The 26730-nt window shown below is 40.7% G+C and carries 26 protein-coding genes and 1 pseudogene; 16 read left to right on the plus strand and 11 right to left on the minus strand.

All coding sequences use genetic code 11. The features are described 5' to 3' along the window. The first annotated feature begins 39 nt into the window (after nucleotides 1–39). The 6 genes from FTU22_RS08510 (at nucleotide 40) to pcaD (ending at nucleotide 5148) form a co-directional block, all read left to right on the plus strand. Nucleotides 40–1149 (plus strand): muconate/chloromuconate family cycloisomerase, encoded by a 1110-nt coding sequence (locus FTU22_RS08510; RefSeq protein ID WP_180009436.1) that lies wholly within the window; start codon nucleotides 40–42, stop codon nucleotides 1147–1149. A 20-nt stretch (nucleotides 1150–1169) separates the two neighbouring features. Continuing rightward, the gene (gene catC / locus FTU22_RS08515; RefSeq protein ID WP_078190886.1) at nucleotides 1170–1460 is read left to right on the plus strand and encodes a muconolactone Delta-isomerase; all 291 of its coding nucleotides are present in this window, start codon (nucleotides 1170–1172) and stop codon (nucleotides 1458–1460) included. 154 nt (nucleotides 1461–1614) lie between these two features. Further along, nucleotides 1615–2301: a 3-oxoacid CoA-transferase subunit A gene (locus FTU22_RS08520; RefSeq protein WP_078193765.1), complete on the plus strand. Its 687-nt coding sequence runs from the start codon at nucleotides 1615–1617 to the stop codon at nucleotides 2299–2301. A 19-nt stretch (nucleotides 2302–2320) separates the two neighbouring features. Then, nucleotides 2321–2971: a 3-oxoacid CoA-transferase subunit B gene (locus FTU22_RS08525; protein WP_078193766.1), complete on the plus strand. Its 651-nt coding sequence runs from the start codon at nucleotides 2321–2323 to the stop codon at nucleotides 2969–2971. 125 nt (nucleotides 2972–3096) lie between these two features. Beyond that, a complete protein-coding gene (pcaF, locus tag FTU22_RS08530; protein ID WP_180093939.1) occupies nucleotides 3097–4302 on the plus strand; it encodes a 3-oxoadipyl-CoA thiolase in 1206 nt (401 codons plus the stop codon). Between the two features lie 66 nt (nucleotides 4303–4368). Continuing rightward, nucleotides 4369–5148 (plus strand): 3-oxoadipate enol-lactonase, encoded by a 780-nt coding sequence (gene pcaD / locus FTU22_RS08535; RefSeq protein WP_180093941.1) that lies wholly within the window; start codon nucleotides 4369–4371, stop codon nucleotides 5146–5148. A 636-nt stretch (nucleotides 5149–5784) separates the two neighbouring features. Here the strand turns inward: pcaD and FTU22_RS08540 are convergent. The 3 genes from FTU22_RS08540 to FTU22_RS08550 all read right to left on the minus strand — a co-directional run bounded on the left by FTU22_RS08540 (nucleotide 5785) and on the right by FTU22_RS08550 (nucleotide 9932). Then, entirely contained in the window at nucleotides 5785–7023 is a 1239-nt protein-coding gene (locus tag FTU22_RS08540; RefSeq protein WP_180093943.1) for a CaiB/BaiF CoA-transferase family protein, read from the minus strand. A 51-nt stretch (nucleotides 7024–7074) separates the two neighbouring features. Continuing rightward, the gene (locus FTU22_RS08545) at nucleotides 7075–8502 is read right to left on the minus strand and encodes an MFS transporter (RefSeq protein WP_180093944.1); all 1428 of its coding nucleotides are present in this window, start codon (nucleotides 8500–8502) and stop codon (nucleotides 7075–7077) included. A gap of 209 nt (nucleotides 8503–8711) precedes the next feature. Beyond that, nucleotides 8712–9932 carry an acyl-CoA dehydrogenase gene (locus FTU22_RS08550; RefSeq protein WP_180093946.1) on the minus strand — a complete coding sequence of 407 codons (1221 nt, stop codon included), beginning with the start codon at nucleotides 9930–9932 and terminating at the stop codon, nucleotides 8712–8714. 246 nt (nucleotides 9933–10178) lie between these two features. Between FTU22_RS08550 and FTU22_RS08555 the strand changes: the two genes are divergently transcribed. The 7 genes from FTU22_RS08555 to FTU22_RS08585 all read left to right on the plus strand — a co-directional run bounded on the left by FTU22_RS08555 (nucleotide 10179) and on the right by FTU22_RS08585 (nucleotide 16246). After that, the gene (locus FTU22_RS08555; RefSeq protein ID WP_180093948.1) at nucleotides 10179–11114 is read left to right on the plus strand and encodes a LysR substrate-binding domain-containing protein; all 936 of its coding nucleotides are present in this window, start codon (nucleotides 10179–10181) and stop codon (nucleotides 11112–11114) included. Between the two features lie 104 nt (nucleotides 11115–11218). Then, nucleotides 11219–11920: a Sir2 family NAD-dependent protein deacetylase gene (locus FTU22_RS08560; RefSeq protein ID WP_180093950.1), complete on the plus strand. Its 702-nt coding sequence runs from the start codon at nucleotides 11219–11221 to the stop codon at nucleotides 11918–11920. Between the two features lie 187 nt (nucleotides 11921–12107). Beyond that, nucleotides 12108–13052 (plus strand): ABC transporter permease, encoded by a 945-nt coding sequence (locus FTU22_RS08565; RefSeq protein WP_180093952.1) that lies wholly within the window; start codon nucleotides 12108–12110, stop codon nucleotides 13050–13052. Continuing rightward, complete coding sequence (locus FTU22_RS08570; protein WP_180093953.1) at nucleotides 13052–13933, plus strand: ABC transporter ATP-binding protein; 882 nt, start codon at nucleotides 13052–13054, stop codon at nucleotides 13931–13933. The genes FTU22_RS08565 and FTU22_RS08570 overlap by 1 nt, the downstream gene beginning before the upstream one ends. A gap of 81 nt (nucleotides 13934–14014) precedes the next feature. Beyond that, nucleotides 14015–15031, plus strand: a complete 1017-nt coding sequence (locus FTU22_RS08575; protein WP_180093955.1) for an isopenicillin N synthase family oxygenase — start codon at nucleotides 14015–14017, stop codon at nucleotides 15029–15031. After that, nucleotides 15028–15909 (plus strand): hypothetical protein, encoded by an 882-nt coding sequence (locus FTU22_RS08580; RefSeq protein ID WP_180093957.1) that lies wholly within the window; start codon nucleotides 15028–15030, stop codon nucleotides 15907–15909. Before FTU22_RS08575 ends, FTU22_RS08580 begins: the two co-directional genes overlap by 4 nt. A 7-nt stretch (nucleotides 15910–15916) precedes the next feature. After that, nucleotides 15917–16246: a multidrug efflux SMR transporter gene (locus FTU22_RS08585; protein WP_180079143.1), complete on the plus strand. Its 330-nt coding sequence runs from the start codon at nucleotides 15917–15919 to the stop codon at nucleotides 16244–16246. 140 nt (nucleotides 16247–16386) lie between these two features. Here FTU22_RS08585 and FTU22_RS08590 read toward each other — a convergent pair whose 3' ends face one another. From FTU22_RS08590 to FTU22_RS08605, 4 genes are all read right to left on the minus strand, one after another. Further along, on the minus strand, nucleotides 16387–17187 hold the full coding sequence (locus tag FTU22_RS08590) for a sulfite exporter TauE/SafE family protein (RefSeq protein WP_180093959.1): 801 nt from the start codon (nucleotides 17185–17187) through the stop codon (nucleotides 16387–16389). A 44-nt stretch (nucleotides 17188–17231) separates the two neighbouring features. Further along, nucleotides 17232–17726 carry a flavin reductase gene (locus FTU22_RS08595; protein ID WP_180093961.1) on the minus strand — a complete coding sequence of 165 codons (495 nt, stop codon included), beginning with the start codon at nucleotides 17724–17726 and terminating at the stop codon, nucleotides 17232–17234. A 104-nt stretch (nucleotides 17727–17830) separates the two neighbouring features. Beyond that, a complete protein-coding gene (locus tag FTU22_RS08600; RefSeq protein WP_180065402.1) occupies nucleotides 17831–18859 on the minus strand; it encodes a methionine synthase in 1029 nt (342 codons plus the stop codon). A gap of 78 nt (nucleotides 18860–18937) precedes the next feature. After that, nucleotides 18938–19927: a putative oxygenase MesX gene (locus tag FTU22_RS08605; protein WP_180093963.1), complete on the minus strand. Its 990-nt coding sequence runs from the start codon at nucleotides 19925–19927 to the stop codon at nucleotides 18938–18940. A gap of 625 nt (nucleotides 19928–20552) precedes the next feature. On the opposite strand from FTU22_RS08605, the pseudogene FTU22_RS08610 reads away from it, so the two are divergent. After that, nucleotides 20553–21029: pseudogene (locus FTU22_RS08610) on the plus strand (epoxyqueuosine reductase QueH); the annotation flags it as partial. A gap of 67 nt (nucleotides 21030–21096) precedes the next feature. On the opposite strand, the gene FTU22_RS08615 reads toward FTU22_RS08610, so the two are convergent. From FTU22_RS08615 to FTU22_RS08625, 3 genes are read right to left on the minus strand one after another with little or no spacing between them, the layout of a single operon-like run. Beyond that, the gene (locus FTU22_RS08615) at nucleotides 21097–22119 is read right to left on the minus strand and encodes an ABC transporter substrate-binding protein (RefSeq protein WP_180093965.1); all 1023 of its coding nucleotides are present in this window, start codon (nucleotides 22117–22119) and stop codon (nucleotides 21097–21099) included. Beyond that, entirely contained in the window at nucleotides 22116–22313 is a 198-nt protein-coding gene (locus FTU22_RS08620; protein ID WP_180078824.1) for a hypothetical protein, read from the minus strand. Before FTU22_RS08620 ends, FTU22_RS08615 begins: the two co-directional genes overlap by 4 nt. Nucleotide 22314: 1 nt before the next feature. Beyond that, nucleotides 22315–22764 (minus strand): ribbon-helix-helix protein, CopG family, encoded by a 450-nt coding sequence (locus tag FTU22_RS08625; RefSeq protein WP_180093967.1) that lies wholly within the window; start codon nucleotides 22762–22764, stop codon nucleotides 22315–22317. A gap of 452 nt (nucleotides 22765–23216) precedes the next feature. Between FTU22_RS08625 and FTU22_RS08630 the strand changes: the two genes are divergently transcribed. Then, a complete protein-coding gene (locus tag FTU22_RS08630) occupies nucleotides 23217–24308 on the plus strand; it encodes a putative zinc-binding metallopeptidase (RefSeq protein ID WP_180093969.1) in 1092 nt (363 codons plus the stop codon). A gap of 190 nt (nucleotides 24309–24498) precedes the next feature. Next, on the plus strand, nucleotides 24499–26448 hold the full coding sequence (locus FTU22_RS08635) for an alpha/beta fold hydrolase (protein ID WP_180093971.1): 1950 nt from the start codon (nucleotides 24499–24501) through the stop codon (nucleotides 26446–26448). Nucleotides 26449–26457: 9 nt separating this feature from the next. Here FTU22_RS08635 and FTU22_RS08640 read toward each other — a convergent pair whose 3' ends face one another. Continuing rightward, on the minus strand, nucleotides 26458–26661 hold the full coding sequence (locus tag FTU22_RS08640) for a hypothetical protein (RefSeq protein WP_180093973.1): 204 nt from the start codon (nucleotides 26659–26661) through the stop codon (nucleotides 26458–26460). Between the last annotated feature and the right edge of the window lie 69 nt (nucleotides 26662–26730).

Consider the following 26730-nt stretch of genomic DNA (forward strand, 5'->3'; position numbering starts at 1 on the left):
AGGGTATATAAATAGTTGGATAGATAAGTAATACGCAAGATGTATAAGTCGATTGAAACCCTGCTCGTGGAAATCCCAACAATCCGTCCGCACAAGATGGCTGTTGCAACCATGCAAACGCAAACCCTTGTTTTGATTAAAATCACTACCGAAGATGGTTATATCGGTTGGGGTGAAGCGACGACGATTGGTGGTCTAGGCTATGGTGAAGAAAGCCCTGAAAGCATTCGTACCAATATTGAAACTTATTTTAGTCCTTTACTGAAAACCCTCACTGGTTTGAATGTTGCTCAAACCATGCAAGCCATTAAACGTAATATTAACGGCAATCGCTTTGCTAAATGTGCCATTCAAACGGCGCTACTCGATATTTTGGCGCAGCGTTTAAATTTGCCTTTAAGCGAGGTATTGGGCGGGCGCTTACGTGACAGCTTACCTGTTCTTTGGGTACTTGCGTCTGGCAATACAGAAAAAGACATTGCCGAAGCACAAAAAATGATTGCGGCAAAACGACATAATATTTTCAAACTTAAAATCGGTTCACGCCCCGTTGAAGCTGATGTTGAGCATGTATTAGCCATAAAAAAAGCGTTAGGTTCGGACATTTCTATTCGTGTGGATGTCAACCGTGCATGGTCTGAACTAGATGCCATTAAAGGCATTCAATTGTTACAAGATGGTGGTGTTGATCTGATTGAGCAGCCTTGCGCGATCGATAATATTGACGCGATGCGCCGTTTAACTCGTCGTTTTGATATAGCCATTATGGCAGATGAATCACTGATGGGCCCGCAAACGGCATATCAACTTGCGCGGCAGAATTCTGCTTCTGTTTTTGCAGTCAAAGTTGCACAGTCTGGCGGTTTAATCGAAGGCTGTGAGGTTTCTAAAATCGCCAAACTTGCGGGTATCGATTTATATGGTGGAACCATGCTTGAAGGCCCTGTGGGCACTATTGCATCGGCACATGCATTTTCTACATTTGACAATTTAGCTTATGGCACAGAGCTTTTTGGTCCATTGCTGCTAACTGAAGAAATTTTAAAAACCCCACTTCAATATCAAGATTTCGAACTCAAGATTCCGACCACAGCGGGTTTAGGGATTGAAATTGATGAAAACAAAATTGATGACTTACGTCGCAAATAACATTTAGCTAGGAGTGAGAAATGCTTTTCCAAGTACGCATGGATGTCAATATTCCATTAGATATGCCAGTCGAAAAAGCCAATGAAATTAAAGCTGTAGAAAAAGCTTATTCACAAGATCTACAACGTCAAGGCAAATGGCGTCATATCTGGCGCATCACTGGTCAATATTCAAATATCAGTATTTTTGATGTTGAAAGCAATGAAGAGCTACACAACATTTTACAAGGATTGCCCCTTTACCCGTATATGAATATTGAAGTTATGGCTTTAAATCGTCATCCCTCTTCTGTTCGTAGTGATGATAGCTGATGCGATTGGATTCCAATTGTGTAGCACATGATTGGAGTCCATTGATCTGCATTTTTAAGTTTGTAAATATTTGAAATAAAAGATTATCTGCCTTACATGACTGAAGTGGTTAGTCAGATAAATAGTTTTATCGTTCTTGATGAAGGATCGTAGCATGATTGATAAAAGTACCGCTTCCTTAACAGAAGCACTTTCTCAAATTAAGGATGGATCAACCATTATGATCGGCGGCTTCGGTACGGCTGGTCAGCCTGCTGAACTGATTGATGGATTGATAGAACTTGGCATCAAAGATCTCATCATCGTCAACAACAATGCAGGTAATGGTGACTATGGACTGGCTAAATTACTCAAAGCCGGTGCTGTCCGTAAGATGATCTGTTCTTTCCCTCGCCAATCTGACTCTTGGGTGTTCGATGAATTATATCGTGCAGGAAAGATAGAACTTGAGCTTGTACCACAAGGTAATTTGGCTTGCCGTATTCAGGCAGCTGGTATGGGTCTGGGTCCAATTTATACACCAACAGGTTTCGGTACATTGTTGGCAGAAGGCAAACCTACACTCAATTATGAAGGCAAAGATTTCGTTTTAGAAAATCCAATTAAAGCCGATTTTGCTTTAATCAAAGCACATCAAGGCGACCGCTGGGGCAACTTGGTCTACAACAAATCAGCGCGTAACTTTGGCCCCATTATGGCCATGGCGGCAGATGTGACAATTGCACAAGTCTCAGAAGTGGTTGAACTTGGTGCATTAGACCCAGAGCACATTATTACCCCTGGCATTTTTGTACAACATGTTGTGGCTGTTCAACCTGCACAGCTTGAGCAATCTGCATAAATCACGTGAGGAAAGAACCATGAGCTATACTAAATTAACCCGTGATCAAATTGCAGAACGTGTTGCACAGGATATTCCAGATGGTGCTTATGTCAATTTAGGCATTGGCTTACCCACTAAAATTTCAAATTATTTACCAACAGACAAAGATGTATTTCTACATTCAGAAAATGGACTTTTGGCTTTTGGTCCTCCTCCAGCTAAAGGCGAAGAAGACCCTGAGTTAATTAATGCAGGAAAAGAGTTTGTCACTATGCAAACGGGCGGCTGCTTTTTTCACCATGGTGACTCTTTTGCCATGATGCGTGGCGGTCATTTAGATATTGCAGTATTAGGCGCTTTTCAGGTTGCCCAAAATGGTGACTTGGCAAATTGGCATACTGGTGCGCCAGATGCAATTCCTGCTGTAGGTGGTGCAATGGATTTGGCTGTTGGGGCGAAAAAAGTCTTTATTACTACAGACCATGTGACAAAAAAAGGTGAACCGAAAATTGTCGCTGAATTGTCATACCCTGCGACAGGCCTGCAATGTGTCGATCGTATTTACACAGATTTGTGCGTCATTGATGTAACAGTTGAAGGCATGAAAGTGATTGAAAAAGTTGAGGGTCTGAGCTTTGACGAATTACAGTCAATGACCGGTGCAAAGCTGATAGATACGACAGCATAAAGCAAAAAGTCCCTCCTTGATTAAAGGAGGGATTTAGGGAGGATTAATATTCAAAAATTAACTTCCTGTAAATCCCTCCCAACCTCCCGTTAAAAGGGAGGAGCTGAGTTTTTAGGATTTATAAAATGAAAAATGCCTATATTATTGATGCAATCCGCACCCCTTTCGGTCGCTATGCGGGCGGTTTAGCAGCAGTACGTACCGACGACCTAGGTGCCTTACCTATTAAGGCACTGATGCAGCGAAATCCAAGTATTGCTTGGGAGTCTGTTGATGACGTGATTTATGGCTGTGCGAACCAAGCCGGTGAAGATAACCGTAATGTTGCACGAATGTCGTCGCTACTTGCAGGTGTACCTTTTCAAGTTCCTGCTACAACTGTAAACCGACTTTGTGGTTCATCACTTGATGCAATTGCGATGGCAGCCCGTGCAATTAAAGCAAATGAAGCAGACTTGATTATTGCTGGTGGTGTAGAAAGTATGTCCCGTGCGCCCTTTGTAATGGGTAAATCTGAAAGCGCTTATGGACGTAGTCAAAAGATTGAAGACACCACCATGGGCTGGCGTTTTATCAATCCAATACTCAAACAAATGTATGGCGTGGAAACCATGCCTCAAACCGCTGAAAATGTGGCAGAACAATTCAATATTAACCGTGAAGATCAAGATGCTTTTGCCTTAGAAAGTCAGCGCCGTACAGCCGCTGCACAAGCCAATGGTTTTTTTGAGAAAGAAATCATCCCTGTCGTCATTCCACAGCGTAAAGGCGACCCACTGATAGTTGATACAGATGAGCATCCACGCGGATCGACGACAGCAGAAGGTTTGGCAAAACTCAAACCTGTGGTGAAAGCAGATGGGACGGTAACAGCGGGCAATGCTTCAGGGATCAATGATGGTGCGGCTGCACTACTGATTGCTTCAGATGATGCTGTTAACAGATTTAAGTTAAAGCCACGAGCCAAAATTATTGCAGCAACGGTGGTGGGTGTTGAACCCAAAATCATGGGTTTTGGTCCTGCGCCTGCCATCAAAAAGCTGTTAGCTCAAACAGGTCTAAGCCTTGAACAAATGGATGTGATCGAGCTGAATGAAGCTTTTGCGGCTCAAGCCTTAGCGGTTACCCGTGAATTAGGTTTAGAAGATGGTGCTAAACATGTTAATCCAAACGGTGGCGCTATTGCTTTGGGTCATCCTTTAGGTGCATCTGGAGCCCGTTTAGTTATGACTGCGTTAAATCAGCTTGAGGAAATTTCAGGTCAATATGCCCTCTGTTCGATGTGCATTGGTGTCGGTCAAGGCATCGCTTTGATTATTGAACGTGTTTAATCCTCAATAAAAGTCCTCCTTCTGATAGGGGGATTTAGGAGATTTATAAAATTAAGGATTCAAAATATGCCTACATTTATATCCAATGATGCAACGATTAATTACGCAACTTTTGGTGATACCAACAAACCTGCGATTGTCTTTTCTAACTCTTTAGGCACAAAGTTCAGCATGTGGCAGCCTCAGATAGAGTCGCTGCAGCAGGATTATTTTGTCATTTGTTATGATACACGTGGTCATGGTGCATCTTCTGCCCCTCAAGGGCCTTATAGCCTTGATCAATTGGGTACAGATGTCATCCATTTATTGGATCATTTAAATATTCAACAGGCCACATTTTGTGGAATATCGATGGGTGGTTTAACAGGTCAATGGCTTGCAATACATCATCCTGAACGCTTTAACCATGTCATTGTATGCAATACCGCTGCAAAAATTGGGCAAGAATCAGCTTGGAATGAACGTGCACAGTTAGTCCGTCAACAAGGTCTGAAACCAATTGCAGAAACGGCAGCATCACGATGGTTTACAGAACCCTTTATCCAAAGTAACACGGCAACTGTACAATCTTTGAGTAACGACCTCGGAGCTGGCAGCCCAGAAGGTTATGCAAGTTGTTGTGAAGCTTTGGCTAAAGCGGATTTACGCAATGAAATCTCGTCTATTCACGTACCTGTATTAATTATTGCAGGTCAACAAGACCCTGTAACTACAGTTGCAGATGGTCAATTCATGCAAGAACGCATTGCAAATAGCCAATTATTTGAAATTAATGCATCGCATATTTCAAACATCGAACAGCCAGATGCATTTAATCAGGCTTTGCAGAATTTTATACAGCAATAATAAGCAGCTGAACAAATTCAATGTAATGTTATTAAAATAGAGCCTTGCCATTGTGCAGGGCTTTATTTCGTTTAAAGGCTTTGATTTAATGTCCGTTCTTAAAATAAATGGACAATTAGAAGAATGATTCATCTATATAAAAAACGGATCAATATTGCTTTCTAGTTTAATCATTGGCTTTAGTTCTACGATTTCTAATGCAGATGTTACAACTCAGCGTATTAAGGATATAAAGACTTATACTCTCGCCAATGGAGGTGGTATCGAGATCTTTCTGTGCAATTAGTAGACTTGAAAAATAGGCATATAAATGCTTATTGCCTGCAGCATTGCGGAAATTGGTTTGTGGATTCCAGAATTTTAAAGTTATAGCTTAAAGAAAAAATATCAAGGCGCAAAAGTATGGACATCTCTTTCATACGAAAAAATAAAGACCGTATTGCAGGCCCAAACTTTAATGAATAATTATACTTTATCTAGAAAATTAACATTAAAAGCACTCCGTAAATGAATATTGATATTGAAAAAGACCGAAGTATTGGAGTCCTTCGGTCTAAACTTTTAACTCCACTCATTCCACATAGGCGTTTAAGTCCATATATTGAAGAATAGTTTGAAGAATAATCCCATGAAATTTTAAGCTGCAGGATGATTGAGTTGATCAATGATGCCTTGTGCAGCCAATTCATTTAATTCAGCTTCAGTTTTAAATTGAGACAAAATTTCGATTGTGTGCTGCCCTAACTGCGGCGGTGCATGACGGTATTCTACAGGCGTATCAGATAATTTCATCGGTGATCCAATCACTTTAAAATCATGATTTAAAGCATGTGGAATATTCACAACCATTTGACGATGTTGAATTTGCGGTTCATTTAATGCGTCTTCTACAGAGTTGATTACACCCACTGGCACTTTTACCGCATGAATCGCATCAACCCAAACTTGAGCATCTTGAGTGAGAAAATAAGCACTCAATAATGGAATTAATTCTTCACGGTGCTTCACTCGATCTTGATTACGTAAATAGTTTGGTTGATCTAACAGTTCTGTATAGCCAATCGCAATACACAAATCTTTAAATTGCTTATCATTACCACAGGCAATAATAAATTCCTTATCTTTGGCTTTAAAGGTTTGATACGGCACAATATTCGGGTGATTATTTCCCATACGCTTGGGTGCTTTACCCGAGGTCAAATAGTTCATACCTTGATTGGCCAAAGCCGCCACCTGTACATCGAGTAATGACATATCAATATATTGGCCACGTCCAGTATGTTGCCGTGCTAACAATGCCGCCTGAATTGCAATCGTTGAGTACAGTCCGGTCTGAATGTCGACCACAGCGACTCCCACCTTTTGTGCGCCACCACCGATTACATCATCAGATTCACCAGTAATACTCATCAAACCGGAAATACCTTGAATAATAAAGTCATAGCCTGGTTCTTCCGCACGTGGACCATCCTGACCAAAACCTGTAATTGAGCAATATACGATATTTGGATTTAGCGTACTGAGAGATGCATAATCCAAACCATATTTGGCAAGTGAACCTGCTTTGTAGTTTTCAATCACGACATCTGCAGTTTGGGCAATTTCACGGACTAGGGCTTGCCCTTCTTCACTGGCGATATCAATGGCTACAGAATATTTATTGCGGTTCGCACATTGGTAATAACCTGATTCTTTCGTCGCTTGACCTTGCTGATTTGGCATCCAGGGTGGTCCCCACATGCGGGTATCATCCCCGACTTTAGGACGCTCAATTTTGATTACCTCTGCACCTAAATCAGCCAATATTTGACCGCACCAAGGACCTGCCAAAACACGGCTTAAGTCCAATACACGAATTCCTTTTAATGCACCCATAGTTCACTCCAGATGTGCCATAGTATTGAGCTATGGCACAGATATTTTTAATTATTTTACTGTTGCAGTTTTTGCAGATGCTTTTTGTTCTGCATCATCAACATATGTTTCTACACTTGCCAGTTTTTCTTTTTCCGCATCTGAAGAAAGTGATGCTTGCTGTGGGTCATATTGGCGTTCACGGATGAACAAGCCCGGAATAACACCTGCAATAAAGTAAGCAGCACCCATTACAATAAAGGCCATGGTGAATGATCCGCCAGCGGCAATCATACCAATGGTTGCTGGTGCTATGGCTGCGCCTAAACGTCCCATATTGTAAGCACCGCCAATAGCCGTACCGCGTACATCCGTCGAGAAGCTTTCTGCCATATAAGTTGCATTTACACCGTATGGAATACCGTATAAGAAACCGAAAGTTACGAGTAAATAGGCGATGTTGGTTGGTGTGTTATAGAAAATGATGATCGGTAAGAATGCTGCCGTAGCTACCGTACCAAACACAAAGGTAATACGACGTCCGAACTTGTCAGCGGCATAGCCTGCTAAAATTTTACCCAGAATCATGGCGGTATATGCGCCTACCATATAGCCTGTCATGGCTTTAAAGTTCATGCTGAGTTCGGTTTCTAGATACGTTGGCATCCAGTTGTTGACACCGTAGTAACCGAATTGTAGAAATGCAGCGGTCGACATCCAAAAGAAGAACATTTTACGATGATTGGTATGCCCAAAAATACGTTTATAAATACTTTCAGAAGGTGCATTTTGATTGACTGCAGCATGTTGCTGTACAGGTTCAAGTTTTAATTCACGGCGTTTTAGCTGCTCAATTTTTGCTTCCTGCCAAGATTTTGGTTCAGGAACAAAACGCATAAAGATCAGGGCAAAAGCAGCAGGAATAATGGTGACATAAAATAGCATGCGCCAGCCGTGATCTGGAATAATGGCACCCGCCATCAGCGTTGCAACGATATACCCCACAGTTTGACCCGTTTGCAAAGTCCCAAGTACTGTTGTGCGGTATTTGGTTGGTACATATTCTGCCATCAGCGTATTACACGCCATATAAAGTGAGCCCAGACCAAATGCGCCAATAAAACGTAAAATTAAAAATTGTTCATAGCTTTGGGTAAAGCCTAAAATACAGGTCATGATTGAGAAAAATACGACCGACCAAGCAATAGTTTTCACACGGCCAAATTTATCGCACGCCCATCCACCCGAAATACCACCCAGCGCCATCCCTGCTAAAGAAGAACTACCGAGCATTCCGGCTTGAAATGTACTTAAACCAAATTCAGCCTTTAAACTGGTCAGGCTGAATGACAGCAACATGATGTCTACACCATCAATCACCAAGGAAATAAAGGCAAAAATAAAAGCCATTTTCCAAGTGTTGCTTGTAATACGATGCATCGTGCCCACGTTAGAAGGCAATTTGAGCGTTCCTGCTCCGTTTTGCATTTCGTTATTCATTTCCTTGTTCCTCATTTTCCCAAATGAGTCATCGGCATTCCTATGTCTGCACATTTGCCTTTTTTATTCTTTTTATTTCATCACTGCTCAGGCTATTGCACAGAGTTACAAGAGTGTTTCACGATGAATCCTTTATTGATTAAGTTTATTTTTGCATAAAAAGTCTCTAAGGCACTCTATGCAGAGCACCTTATCGATATATAATTCAATTAGTTACTAAAAGCCGCGATGCCTGTTTGCGCACGACCTAAGATCAGTGCATGTACATCATGCGTTCCTTCATACGTGTTGACGACTTCGAGATTGACCAGATGGCGGGCAACACCAAACTCATCAGAAATGCCGTTACCACCCATCATGTCACGCGCAACACGGGCAATATCTAAAGCCTTGCCACAGTTGTTACGTTTAATGAGTGATGTGCCTTCTACAGCAGCAATGCCTTCATCTTTCATACGTCCAAATCGAAGCGCAGCTTGTAGACCCAAGGCAATCTCAGTTTGCATATCTGCCAGTTTCTTTTGAATCAGCTGATTCGCAGCTAAAGGTCGGCCAAACTGTTTACGGTCCATAGTATATCGGTGCGCTGTATGCCAGCAGAATTCTGCGGCGCCCATTGCGCCCCAAGCGATACCATAACGAGCACTATTTAGACAGGTAAATGGACCTTTTAAACCACGTACTTCTGGAAAAGCATTCTCTTCAGGGACAAAGACATTGTCCATCACAATTTCACCGGTAATCGATGCACGTAAGCCAACTTTACCGTGAATTGCTGGAGCAGATAGACCGTCCCAGCCTTTTTCCAAAATAAAACCGCGAATGTCACCCACATTACCTTCAGGCGATACTTCTTTCGCCCAAACAACAAACACGTCGGCAATTGGGCTGTTGGTAATCCACATTTTTGCACCCGTGAGACGATAGCCACCTTCGACCTTTTTTGCACGAGTAATCATGCTACCTGGGTCAGAGCCATGATCTGGTTCAGTTAAACCAAAACAGCCAATGTATTCGCCTGTTGCCAGCTTTGGTAGGTATTTCTGTTTTTGCGCTTCAGAGCCAAATTCATTAATTGGCACCATCACCAAAGAACTTTGAACGCTGGCCATTGAACGGTAGCCAGAATCAACATATTCAATTTCACGTGCAACGAGACCATAACTAACATAGTTTAGACCTGCGCCGCCGTATTGCTCTGGAATCGTTGGGCCAAGTAAGCCAAGTTCGCCCATTTCTCGGAAAATAGATGCATCGGTTTTTTCATGGCGGAATTGTTCGAGTACACGTGGCTGTAAACGCTCTTGACAGTATGCATGCGCAGTATCGCGAATCATGCGTTCTTCTTCAGTTAATTGCTGTTCCAAAAGAAACGGATCTTGCCAGTTAAATTGTACTTTTGGTTTTTTTACATTGACCATTTGATTCATCGCATCCTCTGCTTTTTCGGGCTTTCTTTGTTTTATTCGATGCTATGTGTGAAAAGTGATTCATTCAAACGATTAATTTGCATGTAGATATGCGCCTTTCGCATACCTGAGCTTTGTTCACAGCGTGTTAAGCACTTTAGCCACTGATTTGAACTGCGGATTGCTTTATTTATAGACTATAGTGGTATATGAAAATCATTCTTATATGCCATTTTGTGATACCTCTCGATAAAAAGGACTTTATCTATGCGGCGTAATATTCCATCATTGCAAAGCTTAATTTGCTTTGAATCTGCTGCAAAACACGCAAGTTATACGCATGCTTCTCAAGAGTTATTTATTACTCAAAGTGCTGTGTCACGCCAAATTCAACAGCTAGAAGAATATCTAGGTGTCACGCTATTTAGCCGAACACGTCACGGTGTCGATCTCACAGAAGCAGGCAAGCAATATGCAAAAAGTATTAAACCCTTTTTGCAAGGCATCGAAAAAAGCACCTCAGATATCATGACGCACAAAGGCTTAGGCGGTACTTTAAAGCTGGGCGTTGTGCCAACCTTTGCCACACGTTGGCTGTTGCCAAAATTACATAAATTAAATGCACAGCATCCTGAAATTACCGTGCATTTAGAAACCAGTACCAAACCTTTTTTATTTAATGAAAATGTCTTTGACGCAGCTATTTTTGCAGGAACGCAACAGCAAATTGAGCATTGGCCCGGCATTCAAGCGCATTATTTAATGGATGAAGAAGTGGTTCCCGTTTGTTCACCCAAATTGATTGAAAACAACTTTCCACTTGCGGAAATGACAGATGATCACAGTTTTAATTTAAGCGATGATGAATTGCTTCAATTGCCCTTATTACAGCAAACCACCCGTCCAAGTATCTGGCAAGAATGGTTTCAAGCCCATCAGCTTCAGCATCCCAAACCATTTGATGGTCAGCGACATGAACTATTTTCTATGCTTTCTGTGGCAGCCAGTCATGGCATGGGTATGGCTCTCATTCCACAAATGCTGATTGAAGCAGAACTGAGAAAAAAAGAATTGGTGATTGCATCAAATAAAAAATTGCACGGTAGCCGAAAATATTATTTAGTCCACTCGAGCCAAGACAGTTCACCACAAATACAAAAATTTGTCGATTGGGTGCTACAAGAATTGCACCTGATTAGTTGAAGTAATCGCTATATTTTGAGTACAGTAAATTCGCTGAATTATTCGTTCAATACATGCAACCGTACGCAGTGGACTCATCAATTAAAATATAAGGCTAAATATCTATGCAAAAAGTTGTGGTGTTTTCAGGTGCTGGCATGAGCGCAGAAAGCGGCATCAATACCTTCCGTGACAGTGATGGTCTTTGGGAGCAGCATCGTATTGAAGATGTGGCCACACCTGAAGCTTGGGCACGTGACCCTGCTTTAGTACAGCGTTTTTATAATGAACGCCGTAAACATATTTTAGCCGCAGAGCCAAATACAGCGCATAAATTGATTGCTGAACTCGATGATTTTTTTGATGTTCAAGTCATTACACAAAATATTGATGACTTACACGAACGTGCAGGCAGTCAAAATGTGCTGCATTTGCATGGTAATATTCGCTACGCTAAAAGCTCTGGCCCTCAGGCTCCACACCCAGAAGAACTATTTAAAGTAGAAGGTTCAGATTTAAACTTAGACACCGACAAATGCCCTGAAGGATATCCTTTACGGCCACATGTAGTCTGGTTTGGCGAAGCAGTTCCTGCCTATGAAGATGCCAGTATAAGTGTACAAACAGCAGATATTTTTATTGTGATTGGCACAAGTCTAGCTGTCTACCCTGTGGCTGGATTGATTCACCAAATTCGACCGAGCTGCCGTGCATTTTATATTGACCCGAAAGCAGATTATCAGCGTGTACCTGAGCAATATGAACTGATTAAAGCAGGTGCCAGCGAAGGCATGAAAAAGCTATTTGAGCAATTAGTTGCGCCATAAAAGTACATTTTGGCATTGTTCTAGATCCAAAAAATCATTTTGCCTGCTACCTTGGCAGGCTTTTTCAAATATTTAGTCCATTCAACTTTATCAATTGCAGTTAAATCACGGCATACAGGCCTTTGGCATTCTAATTGCTTAACAGTATTACGTTTTATTAAAAAAGTAATATTGGGGCTTGGTCAGTATGGGTTATGTCGCAAGAGAGCTCAGTCCGAAAAGCAAGCTATTGCTCGGCTTCGGATCATTTTTAATTCCTGTGCTTATTTGGTGTGCAGTGAGTTATTTGCCATTTTTATGGCATCCACAGGTGCAAATTACTCAGTCTGGCAGTGTGCCGTATTTGCAAGTCGATAGCCGTGTAGACAAAGCGGTGTTTTATGCCGAAGCGCAATCTGCGGTCAATGCAGGTTTAGCACCACCTCAAGGTAAACTGGTCAATCCAATCTATTTACCTGCACCGCACGAAGTAGCAAAAGCATTAGTTACGGCTTTTATAACTCCACCTGCCCAACCTGATGCCCCATGGTTTCATCAAAGCTTATGGCACAGTATTAAAATTGTGTTCAGCGCTTTTTTTATTGCCTCTCTCATCGGTATTCCGCTAGGTATTCTTTGCGGTTTTTCTCAAAAAATATCACAACTGACCGAACCCTTTGTTGAGTTTTTCCGCTACTTGCCCGCTCCTGCTTTTGGTGCATTAGCCGTTGCGATTTTAGGCATTAATGATGCACCTAAAATCGCCATTATCGTGATTGGTACGCTGTTTCAGCAAATTCTGATTATTGCCAATACCACACGGATGGTTGACCGAGGCCTGATTGAAGCAGGTTTTACGCTAGGTACCAATAAATTAAAAAGCTTATTTCATGTGGTTATTCCAGCGGCACTACCAGATATTTACCGCGACTTGCGTGTCTTGCTCGGCTGGGCTTGGACCTATCTGATCGTATCTGAACTGATTGGCACAACATCTGGGATTACGTGGTTTATTACTCAACAAGCGCGTTACCAAAACTTTGACAATGTTTATGCCGCTATCCTCATCATTGGGGTGATTGGCTTGGTGTGCGATGTGGTGCTAATGAAACTCGGTCAAGGTCTATTTAAATGGAAAGCAGGAGCAAAATAATGAACAGCACAGAATTTAATGCCAGCACTTATTTCGATGCAATTTATGCACGCCCTGTCATTTTAGAAGCAAAAAAACTTACACAAAGTTTTAAGCACGGCAAAATTGAACGCACTATTTTAAATCAGTTGGATTTAAAGATTCATAAACGTGAATTTATCTGCGTGATTGGCCCATCGGGTTGCGGTAAATCGACCTTTAGCCGAATTGTGGCTGGACTTGACCCTTACAGTAGCGGTGAATTGCTGGTCGATGGCCAAGCCATTGAAGGCCCAAGCCCTGAGCGTGGCATGGTGTTTCAAGGCTACACGCTTTTTCCATGGAAAACGGTCAAAGAAAATGTGATGTTTGGCCCTTTAATGAAAGGTGCCAGCAATGCCTCGGCTGAATCCAGCGCCCGCGAATGGATTGATATTATTGGTCTAGAAAAATACCAAGATCAGTACCCGCATCAGCTGTCTGGCGGAATGAAACAGCGCGTTGCTATTGCCCGCGCACTGGTCAATGAACCCAAAATATTATTGATGGATGAGCCGTTTGGCGCGCTTGACCCGCATACCCGTCAAAAAATGCAAAAACATTTAATGGATCTTTGGCAAAACATTGATATCACCATCATTTTTGTGACCCACGACATGGATGAAGCCATTTTATTGGCGGATCGTATTGTGGCGCTCAAAGCCAATCCTGGTGAAATTAAAGAAATAATCGAGGTCGATTTACCACGTCCTCGTAATCCTGAACTCATGCTGAGTCCTGAATTTAAACAACTGCGCGAACGGGTGGATTTCTTGGTACATGCGCAGGAAGACGAGCTCGACCCAGCGATGGAAAACCTACCGAAAATTCCACGTATGACTCAAGTCAGTACGCAAAAATAACTGGATTAATCCCTCTTCATCTTTAGGACGGCCTAAATGATTTACTACAGCGTTGGACGGCCAACATTATAGGAATTGAAGATGAATGAATCTTATGTTTTGCCACTTGTTGATATTTCAAAAATGCAAAGTACGGTACTGTCAGAACGCTTAGAAGTAGCCTCTGCATTGGATCAAGCCTGTAAAGATGTTGGTTTTCTATATTTAAAGGGTGATCAGTTCAATTTTGATTTTGCGACATCACTGATTCAGGTGGCAAAGCGTTATTTTCAACAAGATACCGCAAGTAAAATGCAACACTATATTGGACTGTCGAAAAATCATAGTGGCTATGTGCCAATTGGTGAAGAACAATTTGCAGGCAACAGCTACGACTTAAAAGAAGCCTATGACGTCAATTATGATTACCACGGCGAAACTACGGCATTTCCATTGCTTGGCCCTACGTTATGGCGAGATGATGCCACATTTAAAAGTTCCGTCAGTGATTATTATTGCCATTTAAGCAGTATTAGCGAGCAGATTTTTCAGGCCTTTGCTTTAGCATTGAATGTAGATGAGCATTTTTTTGATCGCAAAATTACCCATCCGACCAGCCAATTGCGTCTAATCCATTATCCCTATAACCCTGAAGTGAAAGATGCTGAAGGCATTGGCGCACATACAGACTATGAGTGTTTTACACTGCTCTTGCCGACTGCACCGGGTTTACAAGTATTAAATAAACAAGGTGAATGGATGGATATTCCATTGATTGAAAATACCTTGGTGATGAATATTGGCGACATGATGGAAATTTTGTCGAATGGCAAATATTTGGCCACCAAGCACCGTGTTAAAAAAGTCTCTGAAGAGCGCTACTCTTTTCCTCTGTTCTGTGCCTGTAATTACGACACGATCATTGAGCCAGTACATTCTACTGACGCACCCAAATATCAACCCTTAATTGGTGGCGAACATTTATTTAATCAACCCGCGCAAACCTTTAGTTATCTCAAAAAACGTATCGCTTCAGGAGATCTGAGTCTAAGAAATGCTGTGCCTTTGTCATCATTTGGTATGGATGAAAATACAGAAGTACAAGGAGCAAGCGCATGAATCTATTTCAGGCTTTAGCAAAGCTTCCAGCAAGCCAAGAGGTTTCAGGTCCTATTCCAGACTATTTATATGGTGCTTTTCGCCGAAAAAGTATCAGTTTTTCGAATGGATTAACGGATGAAAAAACCATTGTGTATTGGTTTCAGTCACGTAGTTTCACCATCGATCTACGTTTAAAAAGCCGTGAAAATACGCCAGTGAATGAACGTCAAGGCTGGATTGGCAACACTCTTTGGGATGCTGAACAGCAATTATTGTCTTGGGACGTTAAAGCACACTCAAATTATCAAAATCATGTGCAATGGCCAGAACCTGCAAAACTACATGCGATTGGCAACTGTATTTTAGAATTCTCTCCAAGCAATGCGTATGTCGAAGACTGGCGTCAACAAGTGCATGAAGGGCTATTTTTAGGCCTGCGCTTGAAGTCAGCTTTAGATGTAGAAAGCCATCAGCCATTGCAGATGGATGGCGGTTTAATTATTTGTGATAAGCATGTGGCCTTCGCACTGAGCCGTTTACCTACAGATCAGCACACAGTTGCCAGCATCGATATATCATCTGCGCCTACTATGTATGAAACGTTGATTGAAAGCTTTGAAGTGTCCATCGCTGTAGATGGTCTGCATAAGTACTATACAACGACTTCCTCTCAGCAAGATCAATCACTTAATTTTGATCATTTTGAATTTATTGATGAAACACATTTAAAGCAAAACCTAATTATTAACGGTCTAGCAATACAGCTGATATTTGAGGTGGATATTTATGTTCCGCATTTTGCATTTCAGCATCGCACTGATACCACGACAGAAAGTACAGATTGGTTGCAAAATGAAAAACAGCACCTCTTGTACCATGCCGTAGAATGTCTATAGGAAATCAATGTCGTTTATATATTTGCTCATCGCAATCATTGCTGAAGTGATTGCTACATCCGCCTTAAAAGCCAGTAATGGCTTTACCGAACTAGTACCGATTATTTTTACCGTATTGGGCTATTCCATTGCGCTCTTCTTTTTAGGTTTGACCTTTAAATCGATTCCTATGGGATTGGCCTACGCCATGTGGTCCGCTGCAGGCATTGTGCTTATTTCATGCGTGGGCTGGATTGTGTTTAAACAAAATTTAGACCTGCCTGCCATGATTGGTTTGGCCTTTATTTTATTGGGTATTGTGATTATTAATGTTTTTTCTAAAAGCACAGAGCTTTGAAATGTCAGTTTTAAAATGAAGTTTTTAAATAATATCTCTGAAATTTTAAAGACTTAAATTGCTATAGATAAAAATGCTCTAGCTTACTGTTGCACACTAGAGCATACGTTTCGAATGAAGCAACTGTGATCAGTCTGCTACTATAAAATGCCTTTCACTAGAAAAAAGCATCCAACAATACATAACAGCACAGCAAAACATTTTTTCAGTACTGCTGGTGAAAGCGCATGCGCAGTTTTCGCGCCATATTTAGCCGTAAAGAAACTCATCACACTAATGCCCAAAAAGGCATAGATATGAATAAAGCCAATGGTATTTGGAATTTCAACATGCTGCTGCATGCCGAAGAACATAAAACCTAATGCGCCAGCAATGGCAATGGGTAAACCGCAAGCGGCAGACGTCCCGACCGCTTTTTGCATCACCACGCCATTTGCCGTTAAATACGGCACCGTAATACTGCCGCCGCCAATCCCGAAGATGGCCGATGCAACGCCGATACCCGAACCTGCTGCAATTTGCTTAGCTGTAGATGGCAGTGTTTTGTTTGGATCGACTGGCTTTTTTGCTCCCATAAACATGGTATAAGCCACCCAAAGTAAAAACACACCGACAATCATTTGCAGATGCAAACCTGACAGCCAGCCTGCAATCCCAGCACCAGCAAAACAGCCAATCGCCATTGGCGGAGCTAAATTTTTAAATACAGGCCAAATCACAGCGCCATTCTTATTGTGCGCCATCAAGGAGCTGATCGACGTCACCACAATCGTAGCCAAAGATGTACCAAGCGCCAAATGCATAATCACATCGGGGCTATAGCCCATTTGGCTAAAAACAATATAGAGCAATGGCACAATGATAGTACCGCCACCAACGCCAAACAGCCCTGCAGCAAAACCAGCAAATGCGCCAATAATTAAGAAAGTAATGAGTTCCACGAAATAGATACTTTTAAAGAGATGTATTGAAGAAGTTGACTGGTTTAAGCCAACTCCACTTGACCCACAGCATGATAAGCGCGGTTGAAATATACCAAGCTTTCCTCCTGCTGACTTTGCTTGATTGCAACCACACGGCACATAAACACACTGTGCGTACCCACTTCTTGAATCTGTTCAATCTGACAGTCAAAACTGACCAAAGCATCTTTTAATATTGGTGAACCTGTTTCTAATACAGTCCAAGAGCCCAATTTAAACCGCTCTTCAGAGTTTAATTTGCTTGAAGCAAAAGCATTGGAAATTTGTTCATGCTGTGCGCCCAAAACATTGACAGACAGAACTTTATTTTCAAGAAAATGCGCATGAGAACGAGATGATTGATTCATACAAACCAGCAAAGTTGGCGGTGTATCTGTCACACTGCATACTGCTGATGCTGTAAATCCATGCATGCCTGCTTCACCCTCAGTCGTAATCACGTTGACTGCAGTCGTCAATAAAGACATTGCATTTCTAAAATCAGTTGCTTCAATCATCTCTTCAATCTCAATGGTCTATATGGCTTTTCTCTTTCTCAGGTTTGGGCAATAGCAAATTTAATTTCCTTATTGCCCGTACATGAAACCGAGTCAGCTCAAATTTATGCAGTCAATTCTTGGCGAACAATGGCAGCGCCTGCGCTTAGCGCATTTAGTTTGCCTTGCGCCACTTGGCGAGGTAAAGGCGCCATCCCGCAGTTTGTTGAAGGATATAACTTATCTGCATCTACAAACTGAAGTGCTTTGCGTAATGTATTGGCTACTTCTTCTGCTGTTTCAACTTGATTGGTTGCTACATCAATTGCGCCAACCATGACTTTTTTGCCGCGGATGAGTTCAATCAAATCCATAGGTACACGAGAGTTTTGGCATTCTAGCGAGATGATATCGAGCTTCGATTGCTGTAGTTTCGGGAATGATTCTTCGTATTGGCGCCATTCATTACCTAAAGTTTGTTTCCAATCAGTATTGGCTTTAATACCGTAACCATAGCAAATGTGAACTGCTGTTTCGCATTTCAAACCTTCAAGCGCACGCTCTAAGGTCGCAATACCCCAGTCATTGACTTCATCAAAAAATACGTTAAACGCAGGCTCATCAAATTGAATAATATCCACGCCTGCCGCTTCAAGCTCTAACGCTTCTTGATTCAGGATTTTAGCAAATTCCCAAGCCAATTTTTCACGGCTCTTGTAATGACCATCATACAAAGTATCAATCATCGTCATCGGGCCTGGCAAAGCCCATTTGATCGGCTGATTGGTTTGGCTGCGTAAGAATTTTGCATCATCAACAAACACTGCTTTCTTACGAGATACTTCACCGACCACAGACGGTACACTTGCATCATAACGATTACGAATACGCATCGTTTCACGCTTTTCGAAATCTACACCTTCAAGATGTTCAATAAATGTGGTTACAAAATGCTGACGGGTTTGTTCGCCATCGCTGACAATATCAATGCCTGCATGGATTTGTTCATGCAAAGATAATTTCAACGCATCACGCTTTGCATCTAATAATTCTTCGCCTTCAAGTTTCCATGCTGACCACAATTTTTCAGGTTCAGCCAGCCAAGACGGTTTAGGTAAGCTGCCAGCAGTTGAAGTTGGGAGTAAAATGGCCATATTCGATCTTCTATCTCTATTTTCTTTAAAACGAGTGTTTTAACTCACCCGTGTTTCATCTATTTGCGTGATTTAAAATTAAGCTGCGTCTGCATTTTCAATACTAAAATTAGCCGCCCACTCATTCAGAATGTCTTTATATGGCTGGATAAAGTTCTCTTCCGTCCATTTGCCCTGTTTAACCGCCAACTGACCACGTTCAACACGGTCATACACAATACGGGTTAATGAATAATCACCGAAGCTTAAGCTTGGTTGATACACTAAACCTGCTGTCGCATTGGTATTGTAAATTTCAGGACGGTAGATTTTTTGGAAGCTTTCCATGGTGCTGATCGCGCTGATCAGTTCGAAATCTGTATAGTCGCTCAGCAAGTTATTTGCTGAATAGAATGCCAATGGTGCAGTCGCATTTTCAGGTTTGAAGTAACGAACGCTTAAGCCCATTTTTGCAAAATAATCATCTGTACGGGAGTGATCATCATTGGTGTATTCCACACCTAAGATCGGATGCACATTTGCAGTACGGTAATAGGTTTTTGTCGTTGAAACACTTAAACAGATGACAGGTTGTTTTTTAAATTCAGCTTTGAATACGTCAGAATTGATCAAGTGTTGATATAGCTTGCCGTGTAAATCACCAAAATCTTCAGGTTTTTCATTGAACTTACAGCCGAGTGCTGGTAATACCACACTGAAGTCATAGTCACGTACATACGATGAAAAACTGTTGCCAATCATGCCTTCAATGCGTTCATTGGTTTTATGGTCGATGATGGTGCTTTTTAAAGTTTCAATAAACGGGAAAGTTTGACCATTGCCTTCCACATCGAGTTCAGCCGAAATGATGTCAATTTCAAGTGAATAACGATCTGCATTTGGGTTGTCACAAGTAGCTAAACTATTGAAACGGTTATTAATCATTGCCAAAGTACGGCGCAGATTCTCTTCACGGTGTTCACCACGTGCCAAATTGGCAAAGTTCGTTGTTAAACGTGTATTGTCAGCTGGTTTATAGTTTTCATCAAAGCGGATACGTTTGATTGAACATGCAAATTTATGACTCATGGAGATTCACTACCCTAAAATTAAAAATAATCAAAATTTCTGTATGGAGTAATTTATACGTGAAACTTAAGATGAATAAAAATGATTTAACCTCAACTCAAAGTGAGATAAATTCATGTTTAAGATTTAAATACAATGAATTTTCTTCAACTATGCATCATTCAACTGGCGATAAAAAAAACTGCCACCCAGGTAGAATTTAAATTTTATTTAATATAAATAAGGGCTTAAAAAAAATTCAATGAAAATTTTTTCATTCAAACACACATCTGAAATGTGTTGAATCGTACAGATTGGCTCAAAATCTCCACTCTCAAAATTCAGCGGATTTATTCATTAGGGTGAATTTTTCTAACTTTAAAATGAAAAAAGATCAAATCACTAATTGTTTTAATATTGAATCTGTAACACTAATATACTTTTGTCCTGAGCTATAAAGTTCTTAATCCTTGCCATAAATAGATAAACCAAATATGAAATAAGCATATATTCATGTCGTTTCAGCTTTTTAGTCAATATACTGAATATGACTCAACTTATACTTAGAAAAAATCAGCATATTCGAGCTTTGGTATGTTAAGGAATCACTAAAATATTCGGTTTATACTTATACCTTCTTAAAATCATGTCCAATAAATTAGAACGTCAGACACTGACTCTCCCAGTAGGTCATGACAAGCTTTTACTCCACTCTTGCTGTGCACAATGCTCTGGCGAAGTCATGGAAACATTAATTGAATCAGGTATCGATTTTTCAATTTTCTTTTACAATCCCAATATTCATCCTGTGAAAGAATATGAAATCCGTAAAGAGGAAAATATCCGCTTTGCAGAAAAACACAATATTCCGTTTATCGACTGTGATTACGACACAGACAATGGGTTTGCTCGCGCTAAATGTATGGAAAATGAGCCTGAAAAAGGCATTCGTTGCACGATGTGTTTTGATATGCGCTTCGAGCGTACTGCACTTTATGCGGCAGAACATGGTCTTAGCTTAATTAGTAGCTCACTGGGAATTTCACGCTGGAAAAATATAAAGCAGATTAATGACTGTGGTCATCGCTCCGCTTCACATTATGAAGGCATAAGTTATTGGGACATTAAATTGATATTGTTAGCCCTGAAGCATTTATACTATTCAGAGCTTATTTTATTTACGTTTCAACTTATTTCAGTTCTTCAACCAATGTTGGATAGATTGATCCATCGACATCCATTTCAGTTTTATAAATGCCATTAGCAACATTAAATTTATTTACGTGGTAGCTAGAACCATAAATAGAGTCAAAACCAGTTCCTTTTTTAAAGACTTGTTTGTTGGCAGCTAAATCCAGTAAATGTGTGCCTCCAATAAACTGTTCATAATGTGCAGGATCAACGCCAACGCGATTTGACATGATTTTCACTGCATCGGCATGCGTTGCAGGGTCGTTGATGTATTTAACTGTTTTATCCCAAACTTGAATGATTTTTTTCCATTCTTCTTTGTTGGCAGATAAATGCGTCATATTGACGGTTAACGTGTCGTAAATCAGACCGGGTTTATCTTTCGATGTATAAATGATTTTAGAGCCAGCAACTGCTTTCAGCGCTTGATTTGCAACCGGTTGCCACACGGCAATCGCTGCAATATCAGGACTTGCAAATACTTGTGGTAGCTCATTAGTCATGGTGTTGACCAACTTTACTTCAGAGGCTTGAATTTTTGCATCATCCAACACAGTAGCCAAAAGCAAATGATCAACCAAGCCTTTTTCTGTCGCGACACTTTTTCCTTTTAGATCGGCAAGGCTATTGATGCCATCTTTAGCAATGATGACATCATTACCCGCAGAATAGTCCGTCGCCATAATCATGACACCTTTTGTGCCGCCAGAACCTGTGACTAAGTTGTCACCATTGGTGACCAAAACGGCATCCAACTGATTTGCAGCAAATGCAGATAGTGAAGCTGAATAATCAAACCATTTAAAATCTACCTTGACACCGGCTTCTTTTAACCAGCCTTTTTCAATAGCAACTTGCCATGCGACAAAACCAGGCCAGTCGCTATAGCCAATCGTAATGGCTTTTGTATTGACTGTGCTTTCTGCCTGAGCATTTGGTTCTGGAGTTTTTGCTGTATTGTCACAACCAAGTAGTAAGATAGCAGTCACAACGGATGCAGATAAGCAGGCTTTTTTGATCATAGTGCGATTTCCCCGATGGCATTACAGTTAAATTTGGTATTGGTGTTCAAAAACGATGGTGTATTCGGATTACTGACAGATTGAGCATTACGCTTTGCACGATTTGGTCTATGGTTGGCTGCATTAGCATGTGCTTGCTTTTGGTTTGTGATTTGATCTTTAAACTGACCTTGTGATCGATATAATTGGCCCATTTTAAACTCCTAAATCCTTTGCATTTTGCGGAATTGGCGGCATTACAGCGTCCATCAACTCCAAATGTCCTTTAATCACACCTTTAAGTGCTGAAAAATGCTGACTGATAACTTTGAGCTCTGAACTGACGCCTTGCAGAATCATGACTTCTAAAATTTTGTGGTCATCGAGTTGAATATGCAGCGAACTCACCACTTGTTCTAAAAACTGCTGCTGTAAATCTAAAAGTTGAATACGTAGCGCCGTACTACTTGCGTCATAAAGTAAGGTAAATGTGCCAACCATCACTTCGTTGCGCTGCTCCTGATCGGCAATCAGATGCTTATTGATCATGTCGACAATGGCCTGAGAACGGCTTTCATAATGCTGATCGACAATTTTTTGGTCCAATGAATCGACTGTTTGTTCAGGCACGGTAATACTGATACGCGCCAGCTTTTGTTTAGGCACTGTTTTTCCTTATTTTTTTGGATGAATATAGAAACCCGCGCGGGCGCTCAGTAGCTCAATAAAAAACTGCTTTAACTGATGCAGAAATGTTGCAGATTGATGGCGGTTCATATGCATCTCCTGTTTGAGTAATACAAAATATTTATTTCGTAATATCGATAGAAATGCAGAATCTGTGCCAAGTGAGAAATACAAAAAATGATCGATTATTTTCTTCTTTTAACTTTCTTATAGATTTTATTGTTCGTTATTTGTGCAATAAATGCACTCATCGAGACCCCCTTTGCACTATTGCTGCGATGGGTGATTTTATGATGGACTATTTCTAAAACTTATTAGACTTATTAACCAAGAGCATTGACCGATATGCAACAAACTCGAAGTTCAACTTATTTCATCAACATTGAACATCATTTATACTGATTAAACTTTCTATTCATCACTCAACGCCTATGAAGTATTTCAGCTGCGCGGTATGTTCTAACCAAATCTTTTTTGCCAATTCACACTGTGTCAATTGTCAGACTGCACTGGGTTATATTGCCTCTGAAAAGCAAATGGGCTGTTTTGAAAAGCATAGCAGCACGTTATGGCTTGCGTTAAATCCTGAAATAAAGGGAAAACGCTTTAAACCTTGTCATAATTATCAGCATCATCAGGTATGTAACTGGATGGTGCCTGCCGACAGTGAAGAAATTTATTGTGAATCTTGCCTACTGACACATACCATTCCCAACTTAGATAACCCAGACCATATTGTGTACTGGGCACGATTGGAACATGCCAAACGGCGTTTTTTGTATTTAATGCAGCAACTGAATACCATGCCGCGTCCTAAACGCAGTCAAGATGACCGTTTTGGGCTGCGTTTTGATTTTCTCATGCCAACAGAAAATACACCTGTCATGACCGGTCATGCCAATGGCATTATTACCTTAAATGCCAGTGAAGCAGATGTGATTTACCGCGAAACAACGCGTATAAAAATGGGTGAAAACTACCGTACACTTCTAGGTCATTTTAGACATGAAAGCGGTCATTATTATTTTGATTTGATTAAACATTTACACCCTGAATTGATTGAGGAATTTCGAGAACTGTTTGGTGATGAACGACAAGATTATAGTGAAGCTTTGAAACGGCATTATAATGATGGTGCGCCGCAAAATTGGGCGGATTACTATGTCAGTTCATATGCCAGTACGCATCCTTGGGAAGATTGGGCGGAAACATGGGCGCATTATTTGCACATGATGGATACTCTAGAAACAGCCTACTATGCAGGATTAGTGGTCAAAACCAATAAGTCAGATTTAAATAATTTAGAACTGAAAGAGAACCCGATTGGCGCTCAGGATTTTGACCTATTGCTGCAACATTGGATGACCTTGACCTTTAATTTAAATGCGTTGAACCGCAGCATGGGCTTAGATGATGCATATCCGTTTACGCTGTCGAATCCAGTATTGGATAAATTGCGGTTTATTCACCACAAACTGCTCAACATGACCTTAAAAAACCAGCAGCACAAGCAGCACAATTAGATTAAATTTAACACGCGACAGTGTTTGAATCTCAAATCAACTTTTCGGTATCACAGTATTCGTACATTAGCTTAGTTTGAAAGGATGTATACGTAGTAATTTTCTTGGATTGAGCACTGTAACACCTGCCCTATTTTTACTATTTTATAAAGGTTAAAATAACAAAAAATAGATGCCTGTGACCTTTCCAATGATGCCTTTCACGCATTTACCCGCTCGTTTCATGTGTATCATCAGCCTGAGTTTGCTTAGTGGATGCCAATTGGTCAAATTACAAGAAAATCAACTCAGTGCGTCACTAAATAATAAAACAGATAGCATATTAACCCATCAGAAGCTCAGTACATTTAGCCATCAAATCCTGTTAATGGTGAATGAAAGCGACCAATCTTGTTTAAATGCGCTTGAAAGCTGTATTCACAAAATGCGTAATAATGAAACTTTAGATATTGCTCAAGTCTATGCAGCAGCAAGTGAGCTGTACATGGCACGTGCTTTAAGCGCCGATCAAAATCCACAATGCAAAAAAAGCTTAAAACAACACAGCGGAAAATTAGCTTCAAGCAAAATAAAAATGTGTATGGATCAACAGCTTGCAGACTTTGATTTCAGTCTGCGCTACAGCTATGTCTATCTATTTAAATCCGCTCAAGCCCCTGAAGAACGCTTATTTGATTTGCGTCAGGGACAAGTCCGCACCTTTTATAATGTGGCTTTATCACGTTTAATCACCTCATCATTTACCCGTTTTGACTATCAGCAAATGCCTGAAAGTTTAATGCTGGGTTCATCGCTTTATCATTTTAACTATGAACATTATCCAGAAATCAAAAATGCGGACATTGATAAATTACAGTCGAGCTATAATTTTAATTTTTCAGGCTTAAAAACCATTAACCGTCAGGAAGGAATTGGTTCTGAATTTGTCTTAGTCAAAAAAGCCACGGATCTGTCTGCTGCGCAGCCTTTTGTACTAGACCCTGAACAATATTATTCAAATAAACCCAACCCCAATATCCATACAGCACGCTATTTATCTGTCAGTGCAATCGCAGAGCCTGCCAAGACCAATAGCAGCATTAGTGAAATTTTGTCGCCGCAATCAGACTTTAATGTTGAATTATTTAATCCCTATCAATTTAAAAAGGCAAAAATTGAATCTCAGCCCTATACCCTAACAGCCAATTATTCTGTGCCTTATGGTCTTTGGTTAGCCGAAAATAAATTAGGACAATCTGGCTATTGGACACTCCTGAATAAGGAAGAACATTTGCGCATGCCACATGTGTTTATGTTAGAGCCGTATCAACCCAATAAAAAAATTATTGTTATGGTTCACGGTTTAGCCAGCAGTCCTGAAACTTGGATCGGCCTGACCAATAACATCATGGGTGATCAAAAACTGCGTGATCATTACCAAGTTTGGCAAGTGTTTTACTCAACCAATATGCCAATATTTGAGAGTCGCTTTCAAATCAATGCTTTACTCAAACAGGCATTTGCAACTGTTCAGCCCAATACGCCATCGGCTCAGGATGCTGTCATTATCGGGCATAGTATGGGCGGCATCATCAGTCGTTTATTGGTTAGCGATGCAGATATTTCCGCTCAAGCTATTCCACTCATGAACTATGAACAAAATACGCAGTTACAACGTCATCCAATTATCCGCGATCGTTTTGTATTTAAAGCCTTGAAGCCAGTTAGTCGTGCAATTTTCATTGCCGCACCGCATCATGGTACTGACTATGCAGACCGCTGGTTTACCAATTTGGCGAAAAAAATCGTGGTATTGCCTTTAAGTTTTTTAAATGATGTCAATGTTGAAATCCCGAATGCAAAAAATTCAACGATGGGCCTGATTAAGTCTGGGCCAGCAGATTTAAGTCAAAAATCACGTTTTATGCTGTTGTCTGCTGACATCATGCCAAATAAAGATATTCCTTATCATTCTATTATGGGAAATCAGAAGCAAAATACTGAACCGAGCAAAATGTCGGATGGTATTGTTCCCTATACAAGTTCTCATTTAGAGGGTGCGGTGTCTGAAAAGATTTTCAATGGTGGACATTCCATCCATGAGTCTCCAGATGCCATTTTAGAGTTGCGACGCATTTTGAGAGAGCATTTGGATAAATAAGTGAAATTTTTAAGCGCGGTTTTTGTGAACTCGAGCTCGTAGCTCGTTTAATGTGATCTTTATCATTTTTTCACTTTTAGCTTCTTCTGCTAGTTCTGTTAAATGCACATCTTCCGAAAGATAATCATTCAAAATTATTTTTGCATCTTCCACAATTCGCTTTCGACTTTCAGAGCTACGAGCATCTAAAAGTTCTTCTAGTTTTTTAGCCATAATTAAAAAAAATCTCTTTTGATTCCATTGGCATCTAATATATTTGCGACAAAGCATGATCTGATAAAA

It is taken from the genome of Acinetobacter sp. YH12076 (assembly GCF_013419525.1).
GTDB classification, from domain to species: Bacteria; Pseudomonadota; Gammaproteobacteria; order Pseudomonadales; family Moraxellaceae; genus Acinetobacter; species Acinetobacter amyesii.

Excerpts from the sequence above, each read along its gene's own strand:
- FTU22_RS08510 (WP_180009436.1), top strand. The coding sequence starts at position 40 with ATGTATAAGTCGATTGAAACCCTGCTCGTGGAAATCCCAACAATCCGT.
- catC (WP_078190886.1), top strand. The coding sequence starts at position 1,170 with ATGCTTTTCCAAGTACGCATGGATGTCAATATTCCATTAGATATGCCA.
- FTU22_RS08520 (WP_078193765.1), top strand. The coding sequence starts at position 1,615 with ATGATTGATAAAAGTACCGCTTCCTTAACAGAAGCACTTTCTCAAATT.
- FTU22_RS08525 (WP_078193766.1), top strand. The coding sequence starts at position 2,321 with ATGAGCTATACTAAATTAACCCGTGATCAAATTGCAGAACGTGTTGCA.
- pcaF (WP_180093939.1), top strand. The coding sequence starts at position 3,097 with ATGAAAAATGCCTATATTATTGATGCAATCCGCACCCCTTTCGGTCGC.
- pcaD (WP_180093941.1), top strand. The coding sequence starts at position 4,369 with ATGCCTACATTTATATCCAATGATGCAACGATTAATTACGCAACTTTT.
- FTU22_RS08540 (WP_180093943.1), bottom strand. The coding sequence starts at position 7,023 with ATGGGTGCATTAAAAGGAATTCGTGTATTGGACTTAAGCCGTGTTTTG.
- FTU22_RS08545 (WP_180093944.1), bottom strand. The coding sequence starts at position 8,502 with ATGAATAACGAAATGCAAAACGGAGCAGGAACGCTCAAATTGCCTTCT.
- FTU22_RS08550 (WP_180093946.1), bottom strand. The coding sequence starts at position 9,932 with ATGAATCAAATGGTCAATGTAAAAAAACCAAAAGTACAATTTAACTGG.
- FTU22_RS08555 (WP_180093948.1), top strand. The coding sequence starts at position 10,179 with ATGCGGCGTAATATTCCATCATTGCAAAGCTTAATTTGCTTTGAATCT.
- FTU22_RS08560 (WP_180093950.1), top strand. The coding sequence starts at position 11,219 with ATGCAAAAAGTTGTGGTGTTTTCAGGTGCTGGCATGAGCGCAGAAAGC.
- FTU22_RS08565 (WP_180093952.1), top strand. The coding sequence starts at position 12,108 with ATGGGTTATGTCGCAAGAGAGCTCAGTCCGAAAAGCAAGCTATTGCTC.
- FTU22_RS08570 (WP_180093953.1), top strand. The coding sequence starts at position 13,052 with ATGAACAGCACAGAATTTAATGCCAGCACTTATTTCGATGCAATTTAT.
- FTU22_RS08575 (WP_180093955.1), top strand. The coding sequence starts at position 14,015 with ATGAATGAATCTTATGTTTTGCCACTTGTTGATATTTCAAAAATGCAA.
- FTU22_RS08580 (WP_180093957.1), top strand. The coding sequence starts at position 15,028 with ATGAATCTATTTCAGGCTTTAGCAAAGCTTCCAGCAAGCCAAGAGGTT.
- FTU22_RS08585 (WP_180079143.1), top strand. The coding sequence starts at position 15,917 with ATGTCGTTTATATATTTGCTCATCGCAATCATTGCTGAAGTGATTGCT.
- FTU22_RS08595 (WP_180093961.1), bottom strand. The coding sequence starts at position 17,726 with ATGATTGAAGCAACTGATTTTAGAAATGCAATGTCTTTATTGACGACT.
- FTU22_RS08600 (WP_180065402.1), bottom strand. The coding sequence starts at position 18,859 with ATGGCCATTTTACTCCCAACTTCAACTGCTGGCAGCTTACCTAAACCG.
- FTU22_RS08605 (WP_180093963.1), bottom strand. The coding sequence starts at position 19,927 with ATGAGTCATAAATTTGCATGTTCAATCAAACGTATCCGCTTTGATGAA.
- FTU22_RS08615 (WP_180093965.1), bottom strand. The coding sequence starts at position 22,119 with ATGATCAAAAAAGCCTGCTTATCTGCATCCGTTGTGACTGCTATCTTA.
- FTU22_RS08620 (WP_180078824.1), bottom strand. The coding sequence starts at position 22,313 with ATGGGCCAATTATATCGATCACAAGGTCAGTTTAAAGATCAAATCACA.
- FTU22_RS08630 (WP_180093969.1), top strand. The coding sequence starts at position 23,217 with ATGAAGTATTTCAGCTGCGCGGTATGTTCTAACCAAATCTTTTTTGCC.
- FTU22_RS08635 (WP_180093971.1), top strand. The coding sequence starts at position 24,499 with ATGATGCCTTTCACGCATTTACCCGCTCGTTTCATGTGTATCATCAGC.
- FTU22_RS08640 (WP_180093973.1), bottom strand. The coding sequence starts at position 26,661 with ATGGCTAAAAAACTAGAAGAACTTTTAGATGCTCGTAGCTCTGAAAGT.